The sequence below is a fragment of the Streptomyces sp. NPDC047974 genome (assembly GCF_040653375.1).
GTDB lineage: Bacteria > Actinomycetota > Actinomycetes > Streptomycetales > Streptomycetaceae > Streptomyces.
In genome coordinates this window covers 537,211-560,614 of sequence record NZ_JBEZNU010000001.1, presented here as the reverse complement: position 1 = coordinate 560,614, position 23,404 = coordinate 537,211, and the positions used below count along the sequence as shown (strand labels likewise).

27 protein-coding genes are annotated in these 23,404 nt (G+C 75.0%); 16 read left to right on the top strand and 11 right to left on the bottom strand.

Annotation, left to right across the window (positions count from 1 at the left end; translation table 11 throughout):
• Positions 1-5: 5 nt before the first annotated feature.
• The 9 genes from AB0E19_RS02510 (at position 6) to AB0E19_RS02470 (ending at position 7,415) form a co-directional block, all read left to right on the top strand.
• Positions 6-386 (top strand): DUF742 domain-containing protein, encoded by a 381-nt coding sequence (locus AB0E19_RS02510; protein WP_362171911.1) that lies wholly within the window; start codon positions 6-8, stop codon positions 384-386.
• Positions 367-978, top strand: a complete 612-nt coding sequence (locus AB0E19_RS02505; RefSeq protein WP_362171908.1) for an ATP/GTP-binding protein — start codon at positions 367-369, stop codon at positions 976-978. The genes AB0E19_RS02510 and AB0E19_RS02505 overlap by 20 nt, the downstream gene beginning before the upstream one ends.
• Positions 979-1,180: 202 nt before the next feature.
• Positions 1,181-1,585 (top strand): roadblock/LC7 domain-containing protein, encoded by a 405-nt coding sequence (locus AB0E19_RS02500; protein WP_360608726.1) that lies wholly within the window; start codon positions 1,181-1,183, stop codon positions 1,583-1,585.
• Positions 1,586-1,716: 131 nt separating this feature from the next.
• Entirely contained in the window at positions 1,717-2,808 is a 1,092-nt protein-coding gene (locus AB0E19_RS02495; RefSeq protein WP_362171904.1) for a DUF6397 family protein, read from the top strand.
• 103 nt (positions 2,809-2,911) lie between these two features.
• Positions 2,912-4,462 carry an ATP-dependent DNA ligase gene (locus AB0E19_RS02490; RefSeq protein ID WP_362171901.1) on the top strand — a complete coding sequence of 517 codons (1,551 nt, stop codon included), beginning with the start codon at positions 2,912-2,914 and terminating at the stop codon, positions 4,460-4,462.
• 44 nt (positions 4,463-4,506) lie between these two features.
• On the top strand, positions 4,507-4,914 hold the full coding sequence (locus AB0E19_RS02485; RefSeq protein WP_362171898.1) for a hypothetical protein: 408 nt from the start codon (positions 4,507-4,509) through the stop codon (positions 4,912-4,914).
• Between the two features lie 234 nt (positions 4,915-5,148).
• Complete coding sequence (locus tag AB0E19_RS02480) at positions 5,149-5,934, top strand: polysaccharide deacetylase family protein (protein ID WP_362171896.1); 786 nt, start codon at positions 5,149-5,151, stop codon at positions 5,932-5,934.
• A 393-nt stretch (positions 5,935-6,327) separates the two neighbouring features.
• Positions 6,328-7,035: a hypothetical protein gene (locus AB0E19_RS02475; protein ID WP_362171893.1), complete on the top strand. Its 708-nt coding sequence runs from the start codon at positions 6,328-6,330 to the stop codon at positions 7,033-7,035.
• A complete protein-coding gene (locus AB0E19_RS02470; protein ID WP_362171890.1) occupies positions 7,032-7,415 on the top strand; it encodes a peptidase inhibitor family I36 protein in 384 nt (127 codons plus the stop codon). The genes AB0E19_RS02475 and AB0E19_RS02470 overlap by 4 nt, the downstream gene beginning before the upstream one ends.
• A 22-nt stretch (positions 7,416-7,437) precedes the next feature.
• Here the strand turns inward: AB0E19_RS02470 and AB0E19_RS02465 are convergent, their stop codons facing one another.
• The 4 genes from AB0E19_RS02465 to AB0E19_RS02450 form a co-directional block, all read right to left on the bottom strand.
• Positions 7,438-8,202, bottom strand: a complete 765-nt coding sequence (locus AB0E19_RS02465) for a rod shape-determining protein MreC (protein ID WP_362171887.1) — start codon at positions 8,200-8,202, stop codon at positions 7,438-7,440.
• Between the two features lie 104 nt (positions 8,203-8,306).
• Positions 8,307-9,494 (bottom strand): globin domain-containing protein, encoded by a 1,188-nt coding sequence (locus tag AB0E19_RS02460; RefSeq protein WP_362171884.1) that lies wholly within the window; start codon positions 9,492-9,494, stop codon positions 8,307-8,309.
• A gap of 88 nt (positions 9,495-9,582) precedes the next feature.
• Entirely contained in the window at positions 9,583-10,026 is a 444-nt protein-coding gene (locus tag AB0E19_RS02455) for an Rrf2 family transcriptional regulator (protein ID WP_362171881.1), read from the bottom strand.
• A gap of 98 nt (positions 10,027-10,124) precedes the next feature.
• Entirely contained in the window at positions 10,125-10,529 is a 405-nt protein-coding gene (locus tag AB0E19_RS02450) for an SHOCT domain-containing protein (protein WP_362171878.1), read from the bottom strand.
• A gap of 181 nt (positions 10,530-10,710) precedes the next feature.
• On the opposite strand from AB0E19_RS02450, the gene AB0E19_RS02445 reads away from it, so the two are divergent.
• Both AB0E19_RS02445 and AB0E19_RS02440 read left to right on the top strand, forming a co-directional pair.
• On the top strand, positions 10,711-11,148 hold the full coding sequence (locus AB0E19_RS02445; RefSeq protein ID WP_362171875.1) for a DUF6325 family protein: 438 nt from the start codon (positions 10,711-10,713) through the stop codon (positions 11,146-11,148).
• Positions 11,149-11,154: 6 nt separating this feature from the next.
• A complete protein-coding gene (locus AB0E19_RS02440) occupies positions 11,155-11,529 on the top strand; it encodes an SHOCT domain-containing protein (RefSeq protein ID WP_362171872.1) in 375 nt (124 codons plus the stop codon).
• A gap of 205 nt (positions 11,530-11,734) precedes the next feature.
• On the opposite strand, the gene AB0E19_RS02435 is transcribed toward AB0E19_RS02440, so the two are convergent.
• Together AB0E19_RS02435 and AB0E19_RS02430 are read right to left on the bottom strand one after the other, a co-directional pair.
• Positions 11,735-12,193: a peroxiredoxin gene (locus tag AB0E19_RS02435; protein ID WP_360608752.1), complete on the bottom strand. Its 459-nt coding sequence runs from the start codon at positions 12,191-12,193 to the stop codon at positions 11,735-11,737.
• Between the two features lie 110 nt (positions 12,194-12,303).
• Positions 12,304-12,912 (bottom strand): PadR family transcriptional regulator, encoded by a 609-nt coding sequence (locus tag AB0E19_RS02430; RefSeq protein WP_362171868.1) that lies wholly within the window; start codon positions 12,910-12,912, stop codon positions 12,304-12,306.
• Positions 12,913-13,078: 166 nt separating this feature from the next.
• On the opposite strand from AB0E19_RS02430, the gene AB0E19_RS02425 reads away from it, so the two are divergent.
• Positions 13,079-13,564, top strand: a complete 486-nt coding sequence (locus AB0E19_RS02425; RefSeq protein WP_362171865.1) for an SRPBCC family protein — start codon at positions 13,079-13,081, stop codon at positions 13,562-13,564.
• A 174-nt stretch (positions 13,565-13,738) separates the two neighbouring features.
• Positions 13,739-15,082 (top strand): Ig-like domain-containing protein, encoded by a 1,344-nt coding sequence (locus AB0E19_RS02420; RefSeq protein ID WP_362171862.1) that lies wholly within the window; start codon positions 13,739-13,741, stop codon positions 15,080-15,082.
• Between the two features lie 7 nt (positions 15,083-15,089).
• Here the strand turns inward: AB0E19_RS02420 and AB0E19_RS02415 are convergent, their stop codons facing one another.
• The 5 genes from AB0E19_RS02415 to AB0E19_RS02395 all read right to left on the bottom strand — a co-directional run bounded on the left by AB0E19_RS02415 (position 15,090) and on the right by AB0E19_RS02395 (position 19,658).
• On the bottom strand, positions 15,090-16,502 hold the full coding sequence (locus AB0E19_RS02415) for a threonine/serine exporter family protein (protein WP_362171859.1): 1,413 nt from the start codon (positions 16,500-16,502) through the stop codon (positions 15,090-15,092).
• Positions 16,503-16,672: 170 nt separating this feature from the next.
• Positions 16,673-16,993 carry a cupin gene (locus AB0E19_RS02410; protein ID WP_360608763.1) on the bottom strand — a complete coding sequence of 107 codons (321 nt, stop codon included), beginning with the start codon at positions 16,991-16,993 and terminating at the stop codon, positions 16,673-16,675.
• A 54-nt stretch (positions 16,994-17,047) separates the two neighbouring features.
• Entirely contained in the window at positions 17,048-18,343 is a 1,296-nt protein-coding gene (locus AB0E19_RS02405) for an amidohydrolase (protein ID WP_362171855.1), read from the bottom strand.
• A gap of 68 nt (positions 18,344-18,411) precedes the next feature.
• Entirely contained in the window at positions 18,412-18,930 is a 519-nt protein-coding gene (locus AB0E19_RS02400; protein WP_362171852.1) for a hemerythrin domain-containing protein, read from the bottom strand.
• Between the two features lie 143 nt (positions 18,931-19,073).
• Complete coding sequence (locus AB0E19_RS02395) at positions 19,074-19,658, bottom strand: TMEM165/GDT1 family protein (RefSeq protein ID WP_362171849.1); 585 nt, start codon at positions 19,656-19,658, stop codon at positions 19,074-19,076.
• A 295-nt stretch (positions 19,659-19,953) separates the two neighbouring features.
• Here AB0E19_RS02395 and AB0E19_RS02390 point away from each other — a divergent pair, with 295 nt between their 5' ends.
• From AB0E19_RS02390 to AB0E19_RS02380, 3 genes are read left to right on the top strand one after another with little or no spacing between them, the layout of a single operon-like run.
• Positions 19,954-20,613, top strand: coding sequence for a WHG domain-containing protein (locus tag AB0E19_RS02390; RefSeq protein ID WP_362171846.1), 660 nt, complete (start codon positions 19,954-19,956; stop codon positions 20,611-20,613).
• The gene (locus AB0E19_RS02385) at positions 20,610-22,055 is read left to right on the top strand and encodes an MFS transporter (protein ID WP_362171843.1); all 1,446 of its coding nucleotides are present in this window, start codon (positions 20,610-20,612) and stop codon (positions 22,053-22,055) included. Before AB0E19_RS02390 ends, AB0E19_RS02385 begins: the two co-directional genes overlap by 4 nt.
• A 1-nt stretch (position 22,056) precedes the next feature.
• Positions 22,057-23,193, top strand: a complete 1,137-nt coding sequence (locus AB0E19_RS02380; protein ID WP_362171840.1) for a PP2C family protein-serine/threonine phosphatase — start codon at positions 22,057-22,059, stop codon at positions 23,191-23,193.
• The last annotated feature ends 211 nt before the right edge of the window (positions 23,194-23,404 follow it).

Genomic DNA, 23,404 nt, shown 5'->3' with positions numbered 1-23,404 from the left:
TCCCCATGACCAGCCAGTGGTACGACGCCGACGCCGGCCCGCTCGTCCGGCCGTACGCGATGACCGGCGGACGCACCAGACCCGGCCCCAGCAACGTCCGGTTCGACCTCATCGCCCTGGTCGTCGTCGACGACGACCCACCGGGCCGGGCCGAGGAGGACCTGCTCGGCCCGGAACACCGCGCCCTGCTCTCCCTGTGCCGGGCCGAGACCCAGTCGGTGGCCGAACTCGCCGCCGACGCCGACCTCCCCGTGGGCGTCGTCCGGGTCCTCCTCGGCGACCTCCTCGAATCGGGCTTCGTACGCGTCAGCCGACCCGTACCGCCCGCGCAGCTCCCCGACGAACGCATCCTGAGAGAAGTGATCGATGGCCTACGAGCGCTCTGACAGCACCGGCGCGGACGGCGGTGCCGACGCTCTCGCCCTGAAGATCCTCGTCGCCGGCGGCTTCGGCGTCGGCAAGACCACCCTGGTCGGGTCGGTCAGCGAGATCCGGCCCCTGCGCACCGAGGAACGCCTCAGCCGCGCCGGTGAACTCGTCGACGACACCGGGGGAGTGGACCGGAAGACCACCACGACCGTGGCCATGGACTTCGGCCGGATCACGATCCGCGCGGGCCTCTCGCTGTACCTCTTCGGCACCCCGGGACAGGACCGCTTCTGGTTCCTCTGGGACGAGCTCTCGCAGGGCGCCCTGGGCGCGGTCGTCCTCGCCGACACCCGTCGACTGGAGGACTGCTTCCCGGCGGTCGACTACTTCGAACACCGGAAGATCCCGTTCGTGGTGGCCGTCAACTGCTTCGAGGGCGCCCGTTCCTACGGGGCGCAGGACGTGTCCCGCGCCCTCGACCTGGACGTGGGCACGCCGGTGCTGCTCTGCGACGCGCGCGACCGGGACTCCGGCAAGGAGGTCCTCATCCGCGTCGTCGAGTACGCGGGGCGGATGCACACCGCCCGACTCCTCGACACGGTCGGCTGAACGGGCGCCCGCGGGCGCCGGACGGGCCGGCCCGGCGGACCGGATCGGCACGTCGCGGGCGTACGGCGGCACACCCGGGCCGATCGGGGTGCTTGCCCTGTCCACGACAGTGCGTAAGGCTTGCCGCGACACGCGGTCCGTACGGCGCACGCGGGCACGGGGCCCGGTCGGCGGACCGCACCGAAGAGGGGGAGGACACCGCATGGCGCTGGACAAGGGGCTCGACTGGCTCCTGGACGATCTGACCCGGCGGGTCGGGCCCATACGGCACGCGCTGGTGCTGTCGAACGACGGCCTGGTGACGGGCGCGAGCAGCGAACTCGCGCGGGAGGACGCGGAACACCTGGCCGCGGTCTCCTCCGGGCTGCACAGCCTCGCGCGCGGCTCGGGCCGGCACTTCCGGGCCGGCCGGGCCCGGCAGACGATGGTCGAGTTCGACGAGGCGCTGCTGTTCGTCACGGCGGCGGGCGAGGGCAGCTGTCTGTCCGTGCTCAGTGACGCGGAGGCCGACGTCGGCCAGGTCGCGTACGAGATGACGCTGCTGGTCAACCGGGTCGGCGAGCACCTGGGCGTCGCGGCGCGTCAGCCGGGCGGACCGACCGCCTGAGTTTTCCACAGGCGTCCGTCCACAGGTGCGCAGATGTCGTCACTCTCCGTTACATTCGTGGGTGTCGGGTTCACCTGGACCCGGACCGGTCGGCAGGCCGGCGCGAGCGAGTGGGGGAGGCGGCGGACGCCATGACGGTGGACGACACGACACGGACGGTGGCACCGGTCCGAGCGGCGGAACAGCTGGAACTGAAGCGCGACGAGTTCCGGCTCGCCGTTCGGATGGGGCTCATCAGGACCGTCCCGAACCCGGCCGCGGTCCCGGCCCCGCCGGGAGCGCACCGGGACCGGTCGCCCGAGCGGCGCCCGGTCGCGCGCTCCGAGCTCGACCGGCTCAAGGCGGCGCCGGACTTCCCCGACGGCCTGCGGGAGCGCGTGCGGGCCGTGGGCGCGGGAGAGGCCGCCGCGCTCCTCTCGATCGCCTACGACCGCTTCAACCGGCTGGCCCGCACCGGCCATCTGAGCCCGGTCCGCTTCTACCTCAACCGCTACCGGGCCGTGGTCTGGCTGTACCTGGCGGCCGAGGTCACGGCCTTCGGCGAGGAGAATCCCGGACTGCTCACCGGCCGGCTCCCGGCCGAGGTGCGCGAGCGGGACGCCGCCGGCGAGGACCTGCGGGCCAGGAACTGGCGCTCCCGGCACCTGTCCCTCCTCCTGCGCGGCACCGACGACCCCTGGGCCCGCGCGGCGGCGATCGCCTCCCTGCTCGACCCGGTCCAGGTCGCGGAGATCGTCGACGACCCCTACGAGCGCGCCTGCCTCGACCGGCTGCGGCCGTCTCCGCCACCGGGCGTCCCGGTCGCGGGCGCGACCCACGAGACCGCCGTCCGTCTCGTCCGCGCCGACGACCCCGACGAGATCCTCTGGCACCGGATGAGCCTGGCCCTGGCCCTGGACGAGGCCCGCGCCGCACGCCGGGCGCCGTACCCGGGCGAGCGCCGACCACCGGCGGCGGAACCGCGGCCCGTGGAGGCGCCCGCGCCCGAGGACCCTCCGGCGGCGGAAGCGCCGGAGAGAGCGGAACCGGAGCGCGAGGTCGGGCCCGCGGCCAGGCAGGGTTGGGGCCTGCCCGGTCGCCCGCGCGCCGGCCGGGGCGCGCCACCGCCGGGGCGGGCGGCGGGTGCCCGGCGGCGACCGGGGCTGCTGGGCCGCATCCGGCGGGCCCTTCCGGGCGGGGCGACCGCGAGCGGGGGGTGGGGCGAGGGCCGCGACTGGAGCTGACGAGGGAGCCGGGGCGGCGGTGGAGGGGTCTGTGCCGGTGCGGGCGTGGGCGCGCGGTGTGGGTGCGGGTGCGGTGGTCGGGGTGGGCGGTGACGATGGGGGCATGTTGCTGGCCCGTGTCGCCGAGGTCTCCCGGGAGGTCGCCGCGACCTCGGCGCGGTCGCGGAAGATCGCGCTGCTCGCCGAACTGTTCGCGGAGGCCACGCCCGAGGAGAGTCCGCTCGTCATCGCCTACCTCTCGGGCCGGCTGCCGCAGGGCCGGATCGGGGTCGGCTGGAGCACGCTCAAGGAGGTCGTCCCGCCCGCCGTTCCGCCGGTCGCCGTGCCCGCCCTGACGCTGGCCGGGGTGGACGCGGCGATGGACGGGCTCGCGGGCGTCGCGGGGCCCGGGTCACAGGCGGAACGGGCACGTAGGGTACGGGAGTTGTGTGCGGCGGCGACCGTGGAGGAGCAGGAGCTGCTGGTACGGCTGCTGTCGGGGGAGGTGCGGCAGGGGGCACTGGACGCCGTGGCTCTGGAGGGCGTCGCCAAGGCCGCGGACGTGCCCGCCACCGTACTGCGGCGCGCCGTGATGCTGGAGGGGTCGCTGCCGCCGGTGGCCCAGGCGGTCCTCGCGGAGGGGCGCGCCGCGCTCGGCCGGTTCACCCTGCGGGTCGGGCGGCCCGTGCAGCCGATGCTGGCGCACACGGCCGGTTCCGTCGCCGAGGCGGTGGCGGCGCTCGGGCCGTGTGCGGTGGAGGAGAAGCTGGACGGCATCCGGATCCAGGTGCACCGGGAGGGAGAGGAGGTGCGGGTCCACACCCGTTCGCTGGACGACATCACCGGCCGCCTGCCCGAGGTCGTGGCCGTCGCCCGGGAGGTGCCGTCGGAGTCGTTCATCCTGGACGGCGAGCTGATCGCCCTCGATCCCGGCAGCGGCCGCCCGGCGGCGTTCCAGTCCATCGCCGGGCGGGTCGGCTCGCGCGCGGACGTCGACGGCGCCCGGGCCGCGCTCCCCCTCACCCCCGTCTTCTTCGACGTCCTCGCCGCCGACGGGGAGGCCCTCGTCGACCGGCCCGGCCGCGCGCGGCACGCGGTCCTCGTCCGGCTCCTGCCCGAGGAGCGCCGGGTGCGCCGGCTGGAGGTCGCCGGTCCCGAGGACCCGGCGGGGCGGGAGGCGGCGGAGCGGTTCTTCGCCGACACCCTGGCCCGAGGTCACGAGGGCGTCCTGGTCAAGGCCCTCGACGCGCCCTACGTGGCCGGGCGGCGCGGCCGGACCTGGCTCAAGGTGAAGCCCGTGCACACCGTCGACCTCGTGGTCCTCGCCGTCGAACGGGGCCACGGGCGCCGCACCGGCTACCTCTCCAACCTCCACCTCGGCGCCCGCGCGGCGGACGGCAGCGGCTTCGTGATGGTGGGAAAGACGTTCAAGGGCCTCACGGACGCCATGCTCGGCTGGCAGACCGCCCGGCTCGGGGAACTGGCCGTCGAGGACGACGGCCACACGGTGCGGGTGCGGCCGGAACTGGTGGTGGAGATCGCCTACGACGGCCTGCAGCGTTCCACCCGCTATCCCGGCGGCATCACCCTCCGCTTCGCCCGCGTGCTGCGCCACCGTCCCGACAAGACCGCGGCCGAGGCCGACACCGTCGACACCCTCCGCGCCGAGGGGTGACGGCGGAGGGGCCGGAGCCGTCGACGTACGGGCGGGGGAGGGGGATGCTGGAAGGGTGGCACATGGGCCGCGAGGAGATGAGCGACGTGTACGAACTGCACATCGACACGGACGTCAACGTCCAGCTGAGCGACTGCCGCCAGGCGGACGCCCGGGCGGTCTTCGACGTCCTGGACCGCTACTACCGGCTGGAGGACGTCGAGCCCGCAGCCCCGGCGGAGACGGGACCGGCCGCCACCGTCTGGATGGCCACCTTCGACACCTCCGGCGGCCGGCGTGAGAGCACGCCTCCTCCCGCCCTCGACGGGAAGGTGGCCGCCGTGCTGACCGGCGGATACCACGCCGTCGCCGAGGTCGAGAAGGTGCTCGCCGCCGACTTCGACATCGAGTCCCTCCAGGCGGTCTCGGGCGACCAGGAGACCGAGGCGCGGCTGCTCCTCGCCTCCCGCTGAGCCACCGGGGGCCCGTACGGCCCAGGCACCCCGGACGGAGCGGACGGGCTCCGTCCGGGGCGGAGTCGTGCCCGCGGAGGGGAGGGGGAGTGAAGAGGGAGGGGAGGGGGAGACCCCCCTCCGACCTCGGTATACACCGTGTGTAGAGTTCACGGCGGCCTTTCGGTTCCGGCGCCCTGACCAGGCGCGGGAGGGGCCGCGTCACACACGAAACCGGGGAAAGCGGGTACCACCATGTTCCGATCCAGCCTGGGCCGTCGCGGTGGGAGGACCGCCGCCGTGCTCGCCGCCGCCACGCTCATGCTCACCCTCGGCGGCTGCGGGGTGGACCCGCTGACGCCGCAGGCGGCGCGCGCCGAGTCCGGCGGCGACGACAAGGCGGGCGCGGACTCCCGCCGGGTCGACTGCGCCAAGGTGAAGTGCATCGCGCTCACCTTCGACGCCGGACCGGGCAAGGACACCCCGCACCTGCTCGACGTCCTCAAGGAGAAGCGGGTCCCCGCCACCTTCTTCCTCCTCGGCCGCAAGCACGTCGACCGTTATCCGAAGGTCGTCAAGCGGATCGCGGACGAGGGCCACGAGGTCGCCAACCACACCTGGTCCCACCGCATCCTCACCGACCTCGACGAGAACGAGGTCCGCGAGGAGCTGTCGCGCACCCAGGACGCCGTCGAGAGGATCACCGGCCGCAAGCCGGTCCTGATGCGCCCGCCCCAGGGCCGTACCGACTCCATGGTCAGCGACGTCAGCAAGGAGCTCGGCCTCGCGCAGATCCTGTGGAGCATCACCGCCAAGGACTACTCCACGACCGACTCCGCCCTGATAGAGAAGCGCGTCCTCGACCAGGCGCACCGCGACGGCATCATCCTGCTCCACGACATATACGACGGCACCGTCCCCGCCGTCCCCGGGATCATCGACGAGCTCCAGAACCGCGGCTACACCTTCGTCACCGTCCCCGAACTCCTCGCCCCCGGCACCGCGCGCGCCGGAGCCGTCTACCGGCCCGAGAAGGACTGACCGCGCAGATCGGCAGCACGGTGGGTGACCCGACTCACACCGTTCACCCCGGAGCGTCCGGAACACAGGGCAATCGTTCACCGTTCACCCTTATGTGACGGCGAAGGGGTCCGGTCCCCAAGGTCCCCCCCTCAGAGGTGACCGCTCTTCGCCCGTCACGGTGAGTGGCCCCGGCTGGAACCCCCCGTCCAGCCGGGGCTTCGCCATGTCCGGGGTGGTCACGCGCACGACCGGCGCAGGGCGCGTGAGGGGCGCGCGCGACGGCGCGTTCGACCCGTTCGAGTGAGCTCAGGCATGGCCGCCGTCGTCACGGGCAGTGATCGCTCGGGCCGGTCGGCGATCATCCTCCGGCCCGCCGACCAGGCACCGCGCCACCGCGCCGAGGGGGGACCCATGCAGCTCGCCATCACACCGCTCGCCCGCCGGGCCCTGCCGGCCGCCGCCGCGCTCGCGCTGCTCACCGGTTGCACCTCCGTCCATCCCGACGTGCCGGAACCGCCCGCCGGGCGCGCCGCGCAGGACGCGCTCCTCAGGGCGGCCGAGCGCCGGCTCGTCGACGACTGCCTCGCCGACCGCGGCATCCGGGCCACCGCCGAGCCCCGCGCCCCCGCCGGGGACAGGGCCCTCCAGGCCGCCCTGTTCGGGACCGGGACCCGTGAACTCTCCGTGACGCTCGCCACCGGCGCCACCGTCACCGCCCACAGCGACGGCTGCCTCGCCGCCGCCAAGGACCGGCTCTACGGCGACCAGCGCCGCTGGTTCCGGGTCCAGGTCGTCGTCGACAACCTCCGCGCCGAGGCCCAGGCCCGCTACCGCGACGACCCCGCCCACCGATCCGCCCTCGCCCGCTGGACGCGGTGCGTCGCCCCGCCGGGCCGCCCCCGCCCCGAGCGCCCCGACCCGGCGACGGCCGCCCGCTGCGCCCGGGAGACCGGACTCGACGAGACCCGCGCCCGACTGGAGCGCGCCGAGCTGACCGAGGTGCGCGCCCTGCACCGAGACGAGCTCGCCACCTACCGGCAGTTGCGCGACAGCGCGCTGCGGCGGGCGGTCCTGCTGCCCGCGCCCACCCCACCACCGAAAGGCAGAGCCACCTCGTGAAGCGCTTCCCGGCCGCCACGGCCGCCGCCCTCTTCGCCCTCACCACCGCCCTCACCACCGGCCTTGCCGCCGCCGGCCCCGCCACCGCCGCCGAATGCCCCTCCGGACACTTCTGCGTCTGGCAGGACTCGGACTTCGGCGGGCAGCGGGCCAACTGGAGCGGCGACGACGGCTGGTGGGAGGGCTGGATCTCCGACACCGACTCCTCGTGGGCCAACCACGGCATCTCCGGACCGGGGATCAAGGACCACGTGCGGGTCTACGAGAGCGCCTGGCAGGGCGGGGGCATGACCATCTGCCTCGCCCCCGGCCAGGAGGTGGGGTACAACGGCGCGGCCAACGACCGCGGCGACTCCCACATCTGGGCGACCGGCTGCTGACACCACGCCCGGCGCGCCCCGGTCACGGGGTGCGCCGGGCCCCCGGGTGGCGCAGCGCCGAGGCGAGCATCAGTCCGGCGCCCCGGACGACGCTGGTCGCCGGGTCGTTGGCCAGCCGGACCCGGCCCCGCAGCACCTGGGCGAGCCGCGCGGTCACGTCGAGCCGCAGCGCGCCGCCGCCGGTCACCAGGACTCCCCGGCGCAGCGCTCCGCGCACGGCGCCGGTGGCGTCCTCGCGCCACATGTCGCTGACCATGTCGGCGGCGGTGCCCACCACAGCGTCCGGCACCCCGCCGTGCGGCGGCAGGTCGTCGACGCCGAGCTCGGCGAGCCGCGCGTCCTGCACCTGTCCGTCCACGACGAGCGTGACCTCGGTCAGCCGGGCACCGAGGTCGACCACGAGCAGCGGGCCGCCGCCGGGCGGCGCCGCGTAGGCCGCGGCGGCCCGGGCGCTGTCCACGGCGATCACCCGGACAGGCCCGAGACCGGCGACCACCCGGCGGGCCGCCTCGCGTTCGGCCGGGGCGGCGAGCACCGGGTGGGTGAGCATCACGACGGTGTCGTGGCTCTCGCCGCCCGGGGCGGAGGCGGCCAGCCGCTTGAGGAGCAGCAGCTGGGCGGAGTCGTCCGACACCCGGCCGCGCCGGACCGCCGTGCTCGGCACGTCCGCGAAGACGCCCGCCCCCGGCGCCCAGGCCCGCGTCCGAGAGCTGCCGATGTCGAGGGCGATCCCCCGCACCGGCCGCCGCGCGTCCAGGTGGGTGCCACCCGCTCCGTACGATCCCATCGCTTCCGTCCATTCCCTGTCGGCCCCGCTGATTACGAGGCCGATCCGCGCCCACACTATGCAGGATCCGCTGCAGGAACGCTACGGCGCTTGGGGATCGAAGGTCAGGCCGCGGTGCCGAGCCAGAGGTCCGGGCCGAAGACCTCGTAGTGGACGTCGGCCGCGGCCACACCGGAGGCGACGAGGTCGCCGCGGACCGTGCGCAGGAAGGGGAGCGGGCCGCAGAGGTAGGCGTGCGTGCCGGCCGGGAGTTCCAGGCCGGTCACGTCGGCGCGGCCCTCGCGCGCGCCGGACGCGCCCGGCGCCTCGTACCAGAGGTGCAGGCTGCCCTGCGGCAGCCGGCCGACGAGCTCGCGCAGCTCCTCGGCGTGGGCGTGCGCCTCGGGGGAGCGGTCCGCGTGGACGACGACGACCGGGCGCTCGGCCCCGGTGGTGGCGAGGTGGTCGAGCATGGCGAGCATCGGGGTGCTGCCGATGCCGGCGGAGGCGAGCAGCAGCGGCCCGTCGCCCTCGGGCAGCACCAGGTCGCCGAAGGGCGCGGAGACCTCCAGGACGTCGCCCGCGGCCGCGTGGGCGTGGAGCCGGTTCGAGACCTCGCCCGCCGGGTCGCCGTCGACCCGCTTCACGGTGATCCGCCACGCGGGGCGGCCCGGGGCGCTGGAGAGGCTGTACTGGCGGATCTGGTGGGCGCCGTCCGGGAGGGCGACGCGCACGCTCACGTACTGGCCGGGCCGGAAGGGGGGCAGCGGCGCTCCGTCCGGGTCGGTGAGGGTCAGGGAGACGGTGTCCGCGGTCTCCTCGCGCCGCTCGGAGATCCGCACCGGGCGCCAGACCTGGCCGTCCTCGACGCCCGCCTCCTGGTAGAGGCGGCTCTCCAGGGCGATGAGCGCGTTCGCCATCAGCCAGTACACCTCGTCCCAGGCCTGGGCGACCTCGGGGGTGACGGCCTCGCCGAGCACTTCGACGATGGCGGCGAAGAGGTGCTCGTGCACGACCTTGTACTGGTCGGCCGTGACGCCGAGCGAGGCGTGCTTGTGCGCGATGCGCGAGAGCAGGGTGTCGGGGCGGGTGTCCGGGTGCTCCAGGAGCGCGACGGCGAAGGCGGCTATGGAGCCGGCGAGGGCCTTGCGCTGGTCGCCGTTGGCCTGGTTGCCGCGGTTGAACAGGTCGCGCAGCAGCTCGGGGTGGGCGTCGAAGAGACGCCCGTAGAAGCGCTCGGTGATCCGGTCGAGTGCCCCGCCGACGGCGGGCAGCGTGGCGCGGACGACGGGTACGGCCTGCTCGGACAGCATCGGAACTCTCAATCTGGTAGATGATCTACGTATTTAAAGGGGTGAGAGATCCCGTGCGGCGGGGGCCGCACGGGCGGAGTGCGCGGGGTCAGGAAGGTGCGCGCGGGGTGAGGGAGAGCAGGACGGGACCGGTCGGCGACCGGACGAGATCGGCCACCGTCAGCGGGTCGAGCGTGCGGTAGAAGGCGTCCTGCGCCTCCCGCAGCGCGCCCCGCAGCCGGCAGGCCGCCCGCAGCGGGCACGGTGGATCGCCCTCGCAGCCGACGACCTCCTCCTCGCCCTCCAGGGTCCTGGTCAGCCAGCCCACCGAGGAGCGCCGGCCGAAGTCCGTGAGGGCGAGTCCGCCCCCGCGTCCGCGCCGGGCCTCCACCACGCCGAGGTGCTGGAGCCGGGTGACCACCTTCGCCATGTGGGCGTGCGGCACCGCCATCTCCTCCGCCACCGCGCGCGTGGTGACGGGCTCCTCGTCTTCGGCGACCGCCAGGCGCATCACGGCGCGCAGGGCCAGGTCGGTGAACTTGGTCAACCTCACGGTACGACCGTATCAAAGCGGTATCCCGGACTCGCATTAAGGGTGCGGGTCCGGGACACGGGGCCCGCGGGGGCGGGCGTGGGCGGGGAGGGGGAAGGTCAGGCGAGGACCTTGGCCTTCGCCTGCCGGAACTCCTCCTCGGAGATCGCGCCCTTCTCCTTCAGCTCGGCGAGCCGGGCCAGTTCGTCGCCGGCGCTCGGCGCGGCCGCGGCCGCCTGGGTGCCGGCCGTCTGGCGGATGTACTCCTGGAAACGGGCCTCCGCGTCCTTCGCCTGCTTGGCGTCACGCAGCCCCATGCCCTTGCCGCGGGCGATCACGTAGACCAGCACGCCGAGGTAGGGGAGCAGGATGCAGAAGATCAGCCAGCCCGCCTTGCCCCAGCCGCTCAGCTCGTGGTCCCGGAAGACGTCCGTGATCACCTTGAAGAGCAGGAAGAGCCACATGATCCAGAGGAAGAACCACAGCATCGTCCAGAAGACGTTCAGGAGGGGATAGTCGTCCATTCCCGCACACTCCGTTCCCGCCGGCCGGGAGGCCGCGCGTTGGAGCGAGTCTCACCCGTCCGGCCCGAACCCGCATGTCGTGGCGGCCCGTCCGGGCTCGGCGTGCGGGCCGGACCCCGTCGTGGTCGCATGGAGATCCCGTACGCGGACGGCGGCCCCCGCCGCCGAGGAGCGGAGAGCCATGGGACCGGTGGAATGTGTGGTGCTCGCCTTTCCGGGCGAGCGGCTGAAGGTGGCGGCCGTCGCCGCGATCGCCGAACTCCGCAAGGAGGGGCAGGTCCGGCTGATCGACTCGCTCGTCGTCGTGCGGTCTCCGGCGGGAGAGGTCACCACCTCCGAACTGATCGAGTACGACGAGTACGACGAGGCCACCGCGGAGATCGGTCCCGAGGCCAATCTGCTCGGCCCCGAGGACGCGGCGGAGGTCGCCCAGTCCCTCGAACCGGGCTCCTGCGCGCTGATGCTGCTCGTCGAGCACATCTGGGCCGGCCGGGCCGCCGAGGCCATCCGGGAGGCGGGCGGTCGCGTCGCGGCCCGGGTGCCCATCCCCGACGCCCATGTGGAAGAGGCGCGCGCCGCCTACGAGCAGGCGGTCGCCGCCGCCGCGGGAAGGAGCTGACGCCCGATGTTCATGCGCCGCCGCCCCCTCGCCCGTCCTGTGGTCCGCCCCGCCGGAGCCCCGCTGCTGCGTGGTGCCCTCGTCGGCGGAGCCGCGTACGCCGCCGGCCGCAGCGCCGCGCGGAACGCACGCCGCGAGCAGGACCAGGAACAGGCCATCGCCGACCTCCAGTACCAGCAGCAGGCCCAGCAGCCGCCCCCGCAGGCGGCCCCCGCCCAGCCGCCCCCGCCTCCGCAGGCCCCGGCGGCGCCCCCGCCCGGCGGGCAGGCCGACGCCGGGGGCCTGACGGAACAGCTGGCCCGGCTCGGCGCACTCGCCCAGGAAGGACTGCTCACCCCCGAGGAGTTCGCCGCGGCGAAGGCCAAGCTCCTCGGGAACTGACCCCGAGGCGGACGGGCCCGGGCGGACGGGCCCGGGCCCGGTCGGCCTACCGGTGGGCAAGTCGGCCGGTCGGCCGAAGGCCGGCCGAGCGGTGATCCGCCGAAGCGGCGAGGCCGCGAACCGGTCAGCCGTCGCCCGCTATGCCCGTCGCCCGCTATGCCCGTCAGCCGTCAGCCGTCAGCCGTCAGCCGTCAGCCGTCAGCCGTCAGGCCGTGCGCAGCGCCGCGAGCGCGGCCAGCGCGCGGTCCGCGTGGGCGCTCATCCGCAGCTCGCTGCGGACGACCTCCTTGACCCGCTGGTCCTGGCCGATCACGAACGTGACCCGCTTCGTCGGCGCGAGCGAGAAGCCGCGCCGCACGCCGAAGCGCTCCCGTACGCCGCCCTCGGGATCGGAGAGCAGCGGATAGCCGAGCGAGTGCCGCTCGGTGAACTCCTTCTGCTTCTCGACCTCGTCGCCGCTGATGCCCACCGGCAGGGCGCCCGCCGCGCGGAACTCCGCGGCCAGGTCGCGGAAGTGGCAGGCCTCGGCGGTGCAGCCGGGCGTCATCGCCGCGGGGTAGAAGAAGAGGACGACCGGCCCCTCGGCGAGCAGCCCGGAGAGGGAGCGCGGGGCGCCGGTCTCATCCGGAAGGGTGAAGTCCTCGACGAGATCGCCGACGTTCATGGGGTCCGCCCCTTCGTCGGGCGCCCGGTCTCCCGGCGTCCGCCCGGTCCGCGCCCGCCGGCCACCCCGACGGACTACCCGAGAGTTCTACCGCAGGGTAGGAGCCGGCGTCACGCCGAGGCCGTCCCCGCCCCCGCCGGTGTCACCCCGCGCCCGCCGAGGCCCGCGGCGATCCGTGCGTCCAGGACCGTGAGCACGCGCTCGCCCCAGCGGAGGTTCTCCTCCTCCAGGAGCCGGCCCCGCATCAGCGTCAGATACGGTCCGACGCGCTCCGCCTCGCGCAGGTACGTCTCCTCGTCGCGGCCGCCGAGCAGCCACTCCCGCAGCCGCTCGTACCGGGCGAGCTTGTCCCGGGAGACCTCCATGTGCCGTGCCACGAAGCCCCGTACGGCCTCGGTGTCGCCGCCGTCGCACGCCTGCACCTGCACCATCAGCTCGTCGCGCACCGCCGTCGGCCGGGGCGCGGCCGAGGTGAAGGCGTCGAGGTCCCGCCGGCCCTCCGGGGTGAGGCTGAACATCCGCTTGTTCGGGCGCCTTTCCTGCTCGACCACGCGCGCGGAGATCAGTCCGGCCTCCGAGAGCCGGTCGAGCTCGCGGTAGAGCTGCTGGGGGGTGGCGGCCCAGAAATTGGCGACGGACACGTCGAAGATCTTGGCGAGGTCGTATCCGGATGCCTCGCCCTCCAGGAGAGCTGCGAGGACGGCGTGCTTGAGGGACATCAGGACACGCTAGCAGTCCGTTGAATAGGTTCCTCCGCACCTATTCAACGGCCGCAGGATCCACGGCCGCCCGGTCCTGCCTGGCACCCTGCCCCGCCCCTGCCTAGGCTGGATCACCACGACACCACGGGGGAGACGACCGGGGACCGGAGGAGCGAGCAGCGCCATGGAGACCGACGCGTACGTCTACACCAGCTACATCAGGACCACCCCGGACGACTTGTGGAAGGCGCTCACCGAGCCGGAACTGACCCGGCGCTACTGGGGCGTGGCCTTCGAGTCGGAGTGGACCCCCGGCGCGCCGATGGTCTGGGACGAGGGCGACCGCCGGACCGCCGACCCCGAGCAGGTCGTCGTCGAGGCCGTGCCGGGCCGCAGGCTCGCGTACACCTGGCACACCTTCACCCCCGAATGGGCGAGGGCCGTCGGTCTGGACGACGAGGTGTACGCGCGCCTCGCCCGCGAGCGCCGCTCCACCGTCGCCTTCACCGTCGAACCCTCCGGAGACACGGTCCGGCTGACGGTCACCCACGGCGGTCTGGAGCCGGACGGCATCATGCGGGGACTCGTCGGTGAGGGCTGGCCGGCGATCGTCTCCAGCCTGAAGTCCCTCCTGGAGACCGGCGAGGAGCTTCCGGAACCGCCCCGCTGACCCATTCGAGTCGTCTCGCGGACCTCTCGCCCGCCACGCCCGCGCCCTTGATCATCTTTTTGTCCTCTCGTCGGTTCTGATACTCCGGTCGGCGCCCGCGCGCCGGCCTCCCGACCGGCCGGCACCCGTCAGCCGGTCGGCACCGGTCCGCGACGAAAGGCGAGGGTGTCCGACGTGCCGTCACGCCGATACGTACAGGGGTGGGGAGCGCTCTCGCTCGCCGTCGGGGCCGTACTCGTCACCACCGCCGCCGGGCAGGCGCCCGTGCCCGGGCGCCCGGGCGTGGCCGCCGCCCGGGCGCCCGCCGTCGTCACGGTCGGCGTCTGCCCCGCCGCCGTCGGACTGTGCCGGCTGTACCCCACCACCGTGACCCTCGACGCCCGCGCCCCCGCGTCCGCCACCGTCGCCCTGCCCCGCGCCGCCATTGGCCCCGTCGACCTCGCCCTGCGCAGCCCCGGCCGGCTCACCGACGTCACCGTCACCGACCGGCGAGGACGCCGGATCGCCGGACGCGCCGGCGCCGACGGCACCCGCTGGACCAGCGAGGTCGCGCTGCCCGCCGGAAGCACGTACACCGCCCGGCTCGTCGTGGAGGAGCCGGGCGGCGACGCTCCGCGCCGGCGGACCGTGCGGCTCGCCGTGCGCACCGCGAAGGCCCCGGCGGGGGAGCGGCTCACCGTGGTCTTCGGCCCCGGGGACGGCCGCCGGGGCCGTACGTACGGGGTGGGCCAGCCGGTCACCGCGGAGCTCAGCCACCCCGTCCCGGCCGGCGATCCGTCCGCCCGGCGGACCGTGGAACACGCCCTGGAGGTGCGCAGCGAACCCCGGGCCGAGGGGGCCTGGCACTGGGTGGACGCCGACACCCTGCACTACCGGCCGCGCCTCTACTGGCCGTCCGGCGCCACCGTCCGCGTCCGCTCCGGACTCGACGGGGCCCGCGTCACCGACCGGCTCCACGGCGGCCCCTCACGGCCCCTCACCTTCGCCACCGGCGCCCGGGTGGAGGCCGTCACCGACGTCGCCGCCCACGAGATGCGGGTCTACCGCGACGGCCGCCTGCTCCGCGTCATCCCCGTCACCACCGGCAAGCGCGGCTTCCGCACCCGGGTCGGCACCAAGGTCGTCCTCGGCAAGGAGCCCCTGGTCCGGATGCGCGGCGACTCGATCGGCATCGCCCGCGGCAGCCGCGAGTTCTACGACCTCAAGGTGCGCTGGGCCACCCGGGTGACCTGGAGCGGCGAGTACCTGCACGCCGCCCCCTGGTCCCTGGACGCGCAGGGCAGCGCCGACGTGAGCCACGGCTGCACCGGCATGTCCCCCGAGGCCGCCCGCTGGTTCTACCGCACGGTCCGCGAGGGCGACCTCGTCCGGGTCGTCCACGGGTACGGCGCCCTGATGACGCCCTTCGACAACGGGTACGGCGACTGGAACCTCGGCTGGCCCGAGTGGCTGCGCGGCAGCGCCCTCGGCGCCCGCACGCCCGGCCACGCCGCCGGCCCGCTGCGCCCCGCGCTCTGAGGGGGCCTCAGCCCCCGGCGCCGCCCGGCGTCTTCGCCGGGCCGGCCCGGTCCCCGGCCGGGACGGGCTCGGGGGTACTCGGCACGGGCTCGCCGATCATCAGCCGGGGACGGCGCTGGAGTCCGGCGCCGACGAGTACCCCGAGGGCGATCGCGGCGACCGTGATCACCGTGCCGACCAGACTGTTCAGGCCGCCGTCGGTGTCCTTCTCGACGATGATCTCCGAGACGCTGGTGAGCCCGACCGCGCCCGGGACCAGGAGCCAGAAGCAGGGCAGGAAGACCACCTGGTCGGGGGTGCGGGAGCGCTTCTCGATCCAGGTCGCCATCGGCGGCAGGAGGGCCCCGGCGGCGAAGGCGCCGAAGGCCGCCCCGGCCAGCTCGGAGGCGGCCGACTGCACCAGCCGTTCCACCAGGAGCGCGCCGAGCAGCCAGCCGGTGACCCGGGGCGGGGCGGAGAAGTACAGCAGGAAGCCGAAGCCGAGCAGCAGTACCCCCACCCAGGGCGCCCATGCCCCGAGCGTCTCGGCCGCCTTCCCGCCGGAGGGGTGCGGCCGCATCAGCTCGGAGCCGACGAGGATGCCGAGCGAGAGGAGCAGCAGGACGGTCAGCGCGCCGGCCAGCCGGGAGAGCCCCGACAGGGCGGCCCCGGTGGCGAGTTCGATGGCGCCGAGGGTGAGCGCCGCGCCGGGCAGGAAGGCGATGAGCGGCGGGATGTAGAGGACGGCGGGGTTCTCGTGGAGGAGGGGGCCCGCCCAGCGCAGCGCGGCGGCGGTGACGAGGATCGCGGTGACCACCGGCAGGGCGGTACGGGCCGCGGGCAGCCGGTCGCCGAAGAGGCGCAGCAGACCGACGCCCGCGCCGAGCACCGCGTACCCGGCGACGGCGGGCACGGTCGCGTGCCGCATGGTGCCGAGCCCGACGGTCAGGAGCACGTACCCGAAGACGGTGGCGGCCGGGCTGAAGCGGTCCGGCCGCTCCCGGTTCTCCCGCAGTGCGCGCCTCGCCTCGCCGAACGGCACCTCCTCCGCGAGCATCCGGCCGACCAGCGCCTGGAGCGCCTCCACCTGGTCGAGCCGGAGGTCGGGCCCCTCGACCGGGGCGAAGTCGAGCTCGCCGCCGCGCCCGTCCGGCCCGCCGCCGACCCGGACGAACAGCCCGGTGGGGACGACGAAGCAGCGGGCCCTCGTGCCGTAGCGGGCGGCGATGTCGTGCAGCGTCCGCTCGACCTCCGAGCTGCGCTCGGCGGCCCGCAGCAGATCGGAGCCGAGCTCGCAGAGGAGCGAGGCGAGGTCCCGGAGCCGTTCCCGGTCGGCGGTGTCGTCCTCCGGCAGGGTGACCGTGCCGGCGCGCCGCCGGGGCCGCAGCGCTGCCGCGCGCCGCACGAGACCGCGCACATCGAATCGGGACAGAAGCCGCATTCGTGAACGTTAACAGGGGCGCGCGTGACGGGCCGGGCGGGAGGGCGACGGGGCGTCAGCCCCCGTTCCCGCCCGGCTCCGTGCCCGCTCGGTACCCGGGGGCCGAGCCCGGCTCCGTGCCCGCTCCGTGCCCGCTCCTCCGCCCCGTTTCGTCGAGAGCCGACCCGCCGTCAGTCGTTGACGGCTGTCAGGAGCACCACGCTGTCCTCCACCGCGGTCAGTCCGTGGCGCACCTTGGGGATCTCCCGCAGCTCGCCCGCGGACAGTTCGTGCGTCCGGTCGGGGCTGGTCAGTCGCACCCTGCCGGTCAGCACCTGGAGGCTGGCCGCCGGGGGAGCGTTGTGCTCGTCCAGGGCCGTGCCGGCCGTCAGCGCGATCACGGTCTGCCGCAGCACGCCGTCGTGCAGCACCAGATGGGCGCTGCGACCGTGCGGGGCGGTCCGGGCGGCGGCCAGGTGCTCGTCGGCGAGGGCGGTGAGGTCCAGGTTCATACCCCCCAGCCTCGCGGCTGCGCGCGAGGACGCAACTCGGAGCCGGCGCGCCGTCTACTCCGCCGGCAGCAGCGCCCCCGTGAGGTGGTCGTACGCCACGTGCGCGTGGAGGCGGACGCCGGTGACGAGGGTGTCGTCGTCGGCGTAGAAGCGCGGATGGTGGTTGGGGACGAGACCCCGTCCGCCCTCCTCCGGTACCGGCAGCCCGTCCGGGCCGAGCACCGTGTCCTGCACGCCGAGGATCAGGTACAGCCCGCCGAAGAGCCGGACGAACTCGGAGACGTCGTCGTACCCGAGGGTCTGCCCGGTCTCGGTGACGCGTTCCTCGCCGGCCACCCGCCGGAAGGTCGGCAGTCCGGCCGCCACCCACGGCCCGGTGTTGTGCACGGGCGGAACCGGCTGGAGGTACCGCACCTCGGCCCTGGCGCCGTACGCCGCGGCGGAGTGCTCGGCGAGCCGCCGGAGCCGCCGCCGCACGTCGTCCATGTCGGACTCCTTCGCGCAGCGGATGGTGCCCCAGAGCGTCACCGTCTGACCGATGATGTTGAACCGGCCGACGTCCTCGATGTGTCCGATGGTGACGGTGACCGGGTCGAAGGCGGACACCTGGCGGTACAGCTGCCCGATCCCGGTGAGCACCGCCCCGGCCGCCGGCATCGGGTCGACGCCCTGCCACGGCGTGGACCCGTGCACCTGCTCGCCGGTGATCGTGATCCCGACCATCACCGAGGCCCCGTACTGGTTGCCCACGCGGTAGCCCACGTGTCCCTTGGGGTGCGGCGTCACGTGCATCCCGAAGGCCATGGTCGGCACCGGGTCGGTGAAGGCGCCCGCGTCGACCATGGCGAGCGCCCCGCCGGTCTCGGTGACCGGCGGCCCCTCCTCGGCGGGCTGGAAGACGAAGAGGACCGTGCCCGGCAGCCGGTCGCGCACACCGGCGAGGACGGTCGCCGCGCCCATCAGCATCGCCGTGTGGCAGTCGTGGCCGCAGGCGTGCGAGACCGGGAACGGGCCGCCGGGGTACGTCTCGTCGACCACCGTCGAGGCGAAGTCGACCCCGCACAGGTCCTTCACCGGCAGCGCGTCCGTGTCCGCCCGCAGCGCGGCCACCCGGCCGTCGCCCCCGGCGGCGGTCCCGCGCAGCACGCCCACCACCCCGTGCCCGGCGATGCCGGTGCGGACCTCGTCGAGGCCCAGGCTCCGCAGATGACCGGCGACCAGGCGGGCCGTCTCCGCCTCCCGGTTGGACAGCTCCGGGTGCCGGTGCAGGTGCCGGCGCCAGTCGATCACCCGGGCGGAGACCTCCCCGGCCAGCCGGTCGAGCTCGCCGTGGACCGGATCGTCACTCATGGGGCGTCCTCTCCTGGATACGGGCGTGCGGGCGTGCGCGGGGGCGAGGAAGCGCGGAGGCGCCTCGGTCACCCCTCCGTGAGGTCGCGGAGCGCGAAGTCGTCGGGCAGCGGGGCCGAGAACGCGTCGAGGGCCGCGACCAGTTTCCTCTCCTCGTAGGTGAAGTGCGATTCGACGAGCGCGATCAGCCCGTCGAGCTCGCCGCTCAGCCTCCGCGCCGCCTCGGGGCCGAGCGGCTCGGCCGGCGCGGCGGGCAGGTCGTCCAGCAGGGCCTGGAGGCGCACCAGGAGCTCCTCCACCTGGACGTGGTCGTGGGCGAGTTCGTCGAGGACGGGGCGCAGCTCGGGGTGGGCCTCGGCGAGTGCCGGGAAGACGCCGTCGTCCTCCGCGGTGTGGTGGCGAGTGAGCGCGGTGCAGAAGGCGAGGCAGTGCGCCCGCAGTTCACGGGGGCGGTCGGCCCTGCCGGAGAGGTGGTCGTCGAGGCCGGAGCGGAGCGCGGCGAGCTCCTCGCGGAGCCAGAGGTGGACGTGGACGAGCTGGTTCCCGAACGCCGTCAGGCGGTCGGCCGGCTCGGAGGTGGTGGCCATCCGTGCATGATCGCACCGGTGGCCGACGGCGGGGCGGGATTCCGTGGGTCCGTCGGGACGACGGGGCGGGTACGACTCCGGGGCCGTACCCACGCGTGTGCGGGTACGGCCCCGGGGTGGCGCGGGCGGGGCGGGCGGGCGCGTCAGCCGGTGAAGACCTCGGCCAGGGACCAGATCGCGAGGCCCGCCATGCAGACGCCGCCGACGCGCTGGACCGTCTTGAGCGGCACCCGCTTGGCGATGAAGCGGCCGGCGACGAGGGCCAGGGCGGAGACCGAGGTCAGCGCCAGGAAGGAGCCGATCGCGGTCGACGCGGTGCCGTTGGTGGCGGCGAGGTTGGCGGTGGTGATCTGGGTCAGGTCGCCCCACTCGCTGATGAAGACGGCCATGAAGGCGGTGGAGAAGACCGGCCAGAAGCCGGTGACGGTCTTGCCGCCCGCGTCGTCCTCGTCGTCGTCGCCCCCGGCCCGCAGCAGGACGAACGCGCCGAAGCCGAACATCAGCGCGGAGACGAGTTTGACGATCCAGCCGGGGAGCAGCCCGAGGAGGCTGCCGGCGCCGACGGCGATGGCGACGTGCACCGCGAAGGCCGCGGAGGTGCCGAACCAGACGTACAGGGGACGCATGCGCGTGCCCATGGCGAGCGACGCGAACATCGTCTTGTCGGGAAGCTCGGCGAGGAAGATGAGCCCGAAGGCGGTGACGATCGCCAAGGGGTCGAGGTGCATACCGGCGCTCTCTGCTCGGTCCGGGCCCCATGGCTCCGCACGGCACCTCGGTGGGCGACGGGAGGACCACTCGGCCCGGCATGACGGACCACGCCCACGGAGGTGTGGACGTGGTGATGCCTGGCCGAAGGTCTCGCCCGTCCGCGTCGTACGCGGACCCGGTCACCGGGAACCCGGGGGTTCCAGTGTGTCGACGACCGGTTCGCAGGGCTACTCCCCTTCGCTGTCCACCAGTGTAACCGACGGGCCGGAAGGGGAGTAGACGGTGTCTACTCCCGCCTGGTAGACAGTGTCTATGTCTCACCCTTCACCTCAGGATCACCCTGACGCTCCGGTCGACGGTGACGGCGACGACGGCGGCCGCGGCGGGCTGCGCGAGCTGCTCGTCAGGACCGGTGTCGCCCTCGTCGACGCCGAGGGAGCCCAGGCCCTCACGCTCCGCGAGATCGCCCGCCGCGCGGGCGTCTCCCACGGAGCGCCCCGCCGCTGGTTCCCCACCCACCTCGACCTGCTCTCGGCCATCGCCCGCGAGGGCTTCGCCGAGCTCGCCGCCAGGATCGCCGAGGCCGAGCGGGAGGCCGACCGCACCGACGCCGGTCCCCGGGCGCGCGCCGAACTCCTCGCCCGCCGCTACCTCGCGTACGCCGCCGAGCGCCGCGGCATGTACGAGCTGATGTTCCGCCACGACCTGCTGGAGAGCGGCCGGCTGGGGCTGCGGGAGACGAGCCTGCCGCTGTTCGCCCGGCTGACCGCCCTCGTCGCCGAACTCCGCCCCGCAGCCGTCACCGGCGTCGACCCCGTCACCGCCGCCGGTGCGCTCTGGGCGAACCTCCACGGCCTCGCCCAGCTCCGCCACTGGGGCAGCCTCGCCCTCGCCACCGGCTCCGACGACCCCGAGACCCTCGTCCGCGCCACTCTCGACGCCCACCTCGGCCCGACGGATCCGGCCCGGTGAGCACCGCCCCGGCCACGCCCGTCCGCACGCCCGTCCGCACCCTCGTGTGCAGCGTCACCGGCGCCGCCGTCGTCGCCCTCGACGGCACCGTCCTGACGCTCGCCCAGCCCGCCCTCCAGCGCGACCTGCACGCCGGCGTCGCCGAGGTCCAGTGGACCGGCACCGGCTACCTCGTCGCCGTCGCGAGCCTCCTCGTGCTCGCCGGGCGGCTCGGCGACCGCCACGGCCACCACCGGGTCTTCGCCCTCGGAGCCCTCGGCTTCGCGGCCGCCTCCGCCGGGATCGCGCTCGCCCCCGGCATCGGAGCCGTCATCCTGCTCCGGGTCCTCCAGGGGGTCTGCGGGGCGCTGCTCCAGCCCGCCACCCTCGGCATGCTCCGCACCGCCTACCCGCCGGACCGGCTCACCGGCCCCATCGCGCTGCGCACCGGCGCCATCGGCCTCGCCGCCGCTGCCGGGCCCCTCCTCGGCGGCGCGCTGGTCTCCGCGTACGGCTGGCGCGCGGTCTTCCTCCTCGGCGTGCCCCCGACCCTCGCCGTCGGCCTCCTCGCCCTCACCGTCCGCGAGCCCCGCCGGACGAAGTCCGCACGCGCGCGTGCGGGCGGCGATCCGCTCGGCGCGCTGCTGCTCGCCGGGGCGCTCGGACTCCTCGTGCACGGGCTCGTCACGCTCCCGCACCCCGGCGCGGGCGGGCGGGCCGCCGTCACCCTCGCCGCCTCGGCGACCGCCGCGCTCGCCCTCGTACGCCACGAGCGGCGGGCCCCCGACCCGCTGCTGCCGCCCGCGCTGCTGCGGAGCCGGCCCGTGGCGGCCGGGCTCGCCGCGCTGCTCGCCGCCTCCGCCGCGCTCTCCGGAACCCTCTTCGTGACCACGTACTTCCTCCAGGAGACGCAGCGGCTCGACCCGCTCGACGCCGGGGTCCGCTTCCTGCCGCTCGCCGTCCTGATGGTGCTCGGCGCCGCGTTCTGCCCGCCGCTCCAGCGGCGGCTCGGGCCCCGGGGCGCGGCCCTCGCCGGGGGCGCCCTGCTCACCTCGGGAGTGCTGGTCCTGGCCCGCCTCGACGGTGGCGCGGGAGCCGTGGCGACCGGGACGGGCGCCGCGCTCCTGGGCGCGGGCTTCGTCACGCTGATGGTCACCGCGACCGCGGCGATCGTCCGCCACGCCCCCGAGGCGCACGCCGGGGTCGCCGGAGGGCTCCAGCAGACCGCCATGAACACCGGCCCGGCCGTCGGCGTCGCCCTCGCCGCCGCGCTCCTCGCCCTCGTGCCCGGCGGCGGCTTCGTCCCCGCGCACGGGGCCGCGCTGCCCGCCCTCGCGCTGCTCGCGGCGCTCACGCTGCCGGCCTCGCTCGCGCTCCCGTCGGCGGGCGGCGGGCGGAGCGGCGGGACACGCCAGCCCGGCGCCACACGCCGGTCCCGCCGCCCGATCTGCGTACGATCATGAAATGCACGCAGCTGGTCCCCGGCCCCGGCCCCGGCTCGCCCCCGAGACACGGACCCAGGTCACCCTCGGCCGCGCCCTGCCCGTCCTGGTCATGGCCCTGGTCGTCGTCGCGGACCTGATCACCCCGGACGCCGAGCGTCTCGACCGGCTCCTCATCACCGTGCCCGCGCTCGCCGCCGCCACCTGGAGCGTCCGCGGCACCATCGGCATCGGGCTCGTGGCCATGGCCCTGCGGGCGCTGCTCGTCGTCGGCCGGGGCGGACCCGCCGCCGCGGAACTCCTCGCCAGCGAGAGCATCATCCTCGGCGTCACCGCCGCCTCCGCCTGGGTCAGCGCGGTCCGCACCCGCCGCGAACGCGACCTCGCCGAGGTGACGGCCGTCGCCGACGTCGTCCAGCGGGTCGTCCTCCGCCCGCCCCCGCCCCGGCTCGGCCCCGTCGAACTCCACCTGCTGTACGTGGCCGCCGCGGCCAAGGCCCGCATCGGCGGCGACTTCTACGAGGCCGTCCAGATCCCCGGCGCCGTCCGCATCATGCTCGGAGACGTCCAGGGCAAGGGCCTCGGCGCCGTCGAGACGGCCTCCGTCCTCCTCGGCGCCTTCCGCTCCACCGCCTACGACGCCCCCGACCTGCCCGCGCTCGCCGACCGGCTCGACGAGGGCCTGGCCCGCTACGCCGCCTGGGACCCCGAGTCCGACGCAGCCGAACGCTTCGCCACCGTCGTCCTGGTCGAACTCCCCGACGGCGGCGACACCGCCCGCCTCCTCAACTGCGGCCACCCCGCCCCGCTCCTCCAGCACGGCACGGAGGTCGTCACCGTGGACGTCGCCGACCCCTCGCTGCCGCTCAACCTCGCGGGCCTCGCCGACTCCCGCCACCGGGTGGAAGAGTTCCCCTTCGGCCCCGGGGACCGGCTGCTGCTCTACACCGACGGCGTCAGCGAGACCCGCGACCGGGCAGGCGTCTTCTACCCCCTGGAGGAGCGCGCCCGCCAGTGGGCCGGCGCCCCCTCCGACCAGGTCCCCGAGCTCCTCCACCGGGACCTCGCCGCCTACGGCGACGGCGGTCTCGACGACGACGTCGCCGCGCTCCTCGTCGTCCGCACCGGAGGGCCGGCCGCGCCGGAGGACCCCCGCTGACAGCGGTGCGGGACGGTGCCGGACAGCCGGGCCGACCTGGCGGAACGACGTCATCCGCTCCCAAACGTCGACTGCGCGGCCACCTGGGTCGTTCCCGCCCCCTTGCGTGATCCGTGCGCCCTTCGTGCGCTCTGGCCGCTCCCTTCCCGATACGTGAGGCTTGCGTGGGTCCGTGTGTGACGGACCGTCACGTCCCAGTCGAGAGGAACGG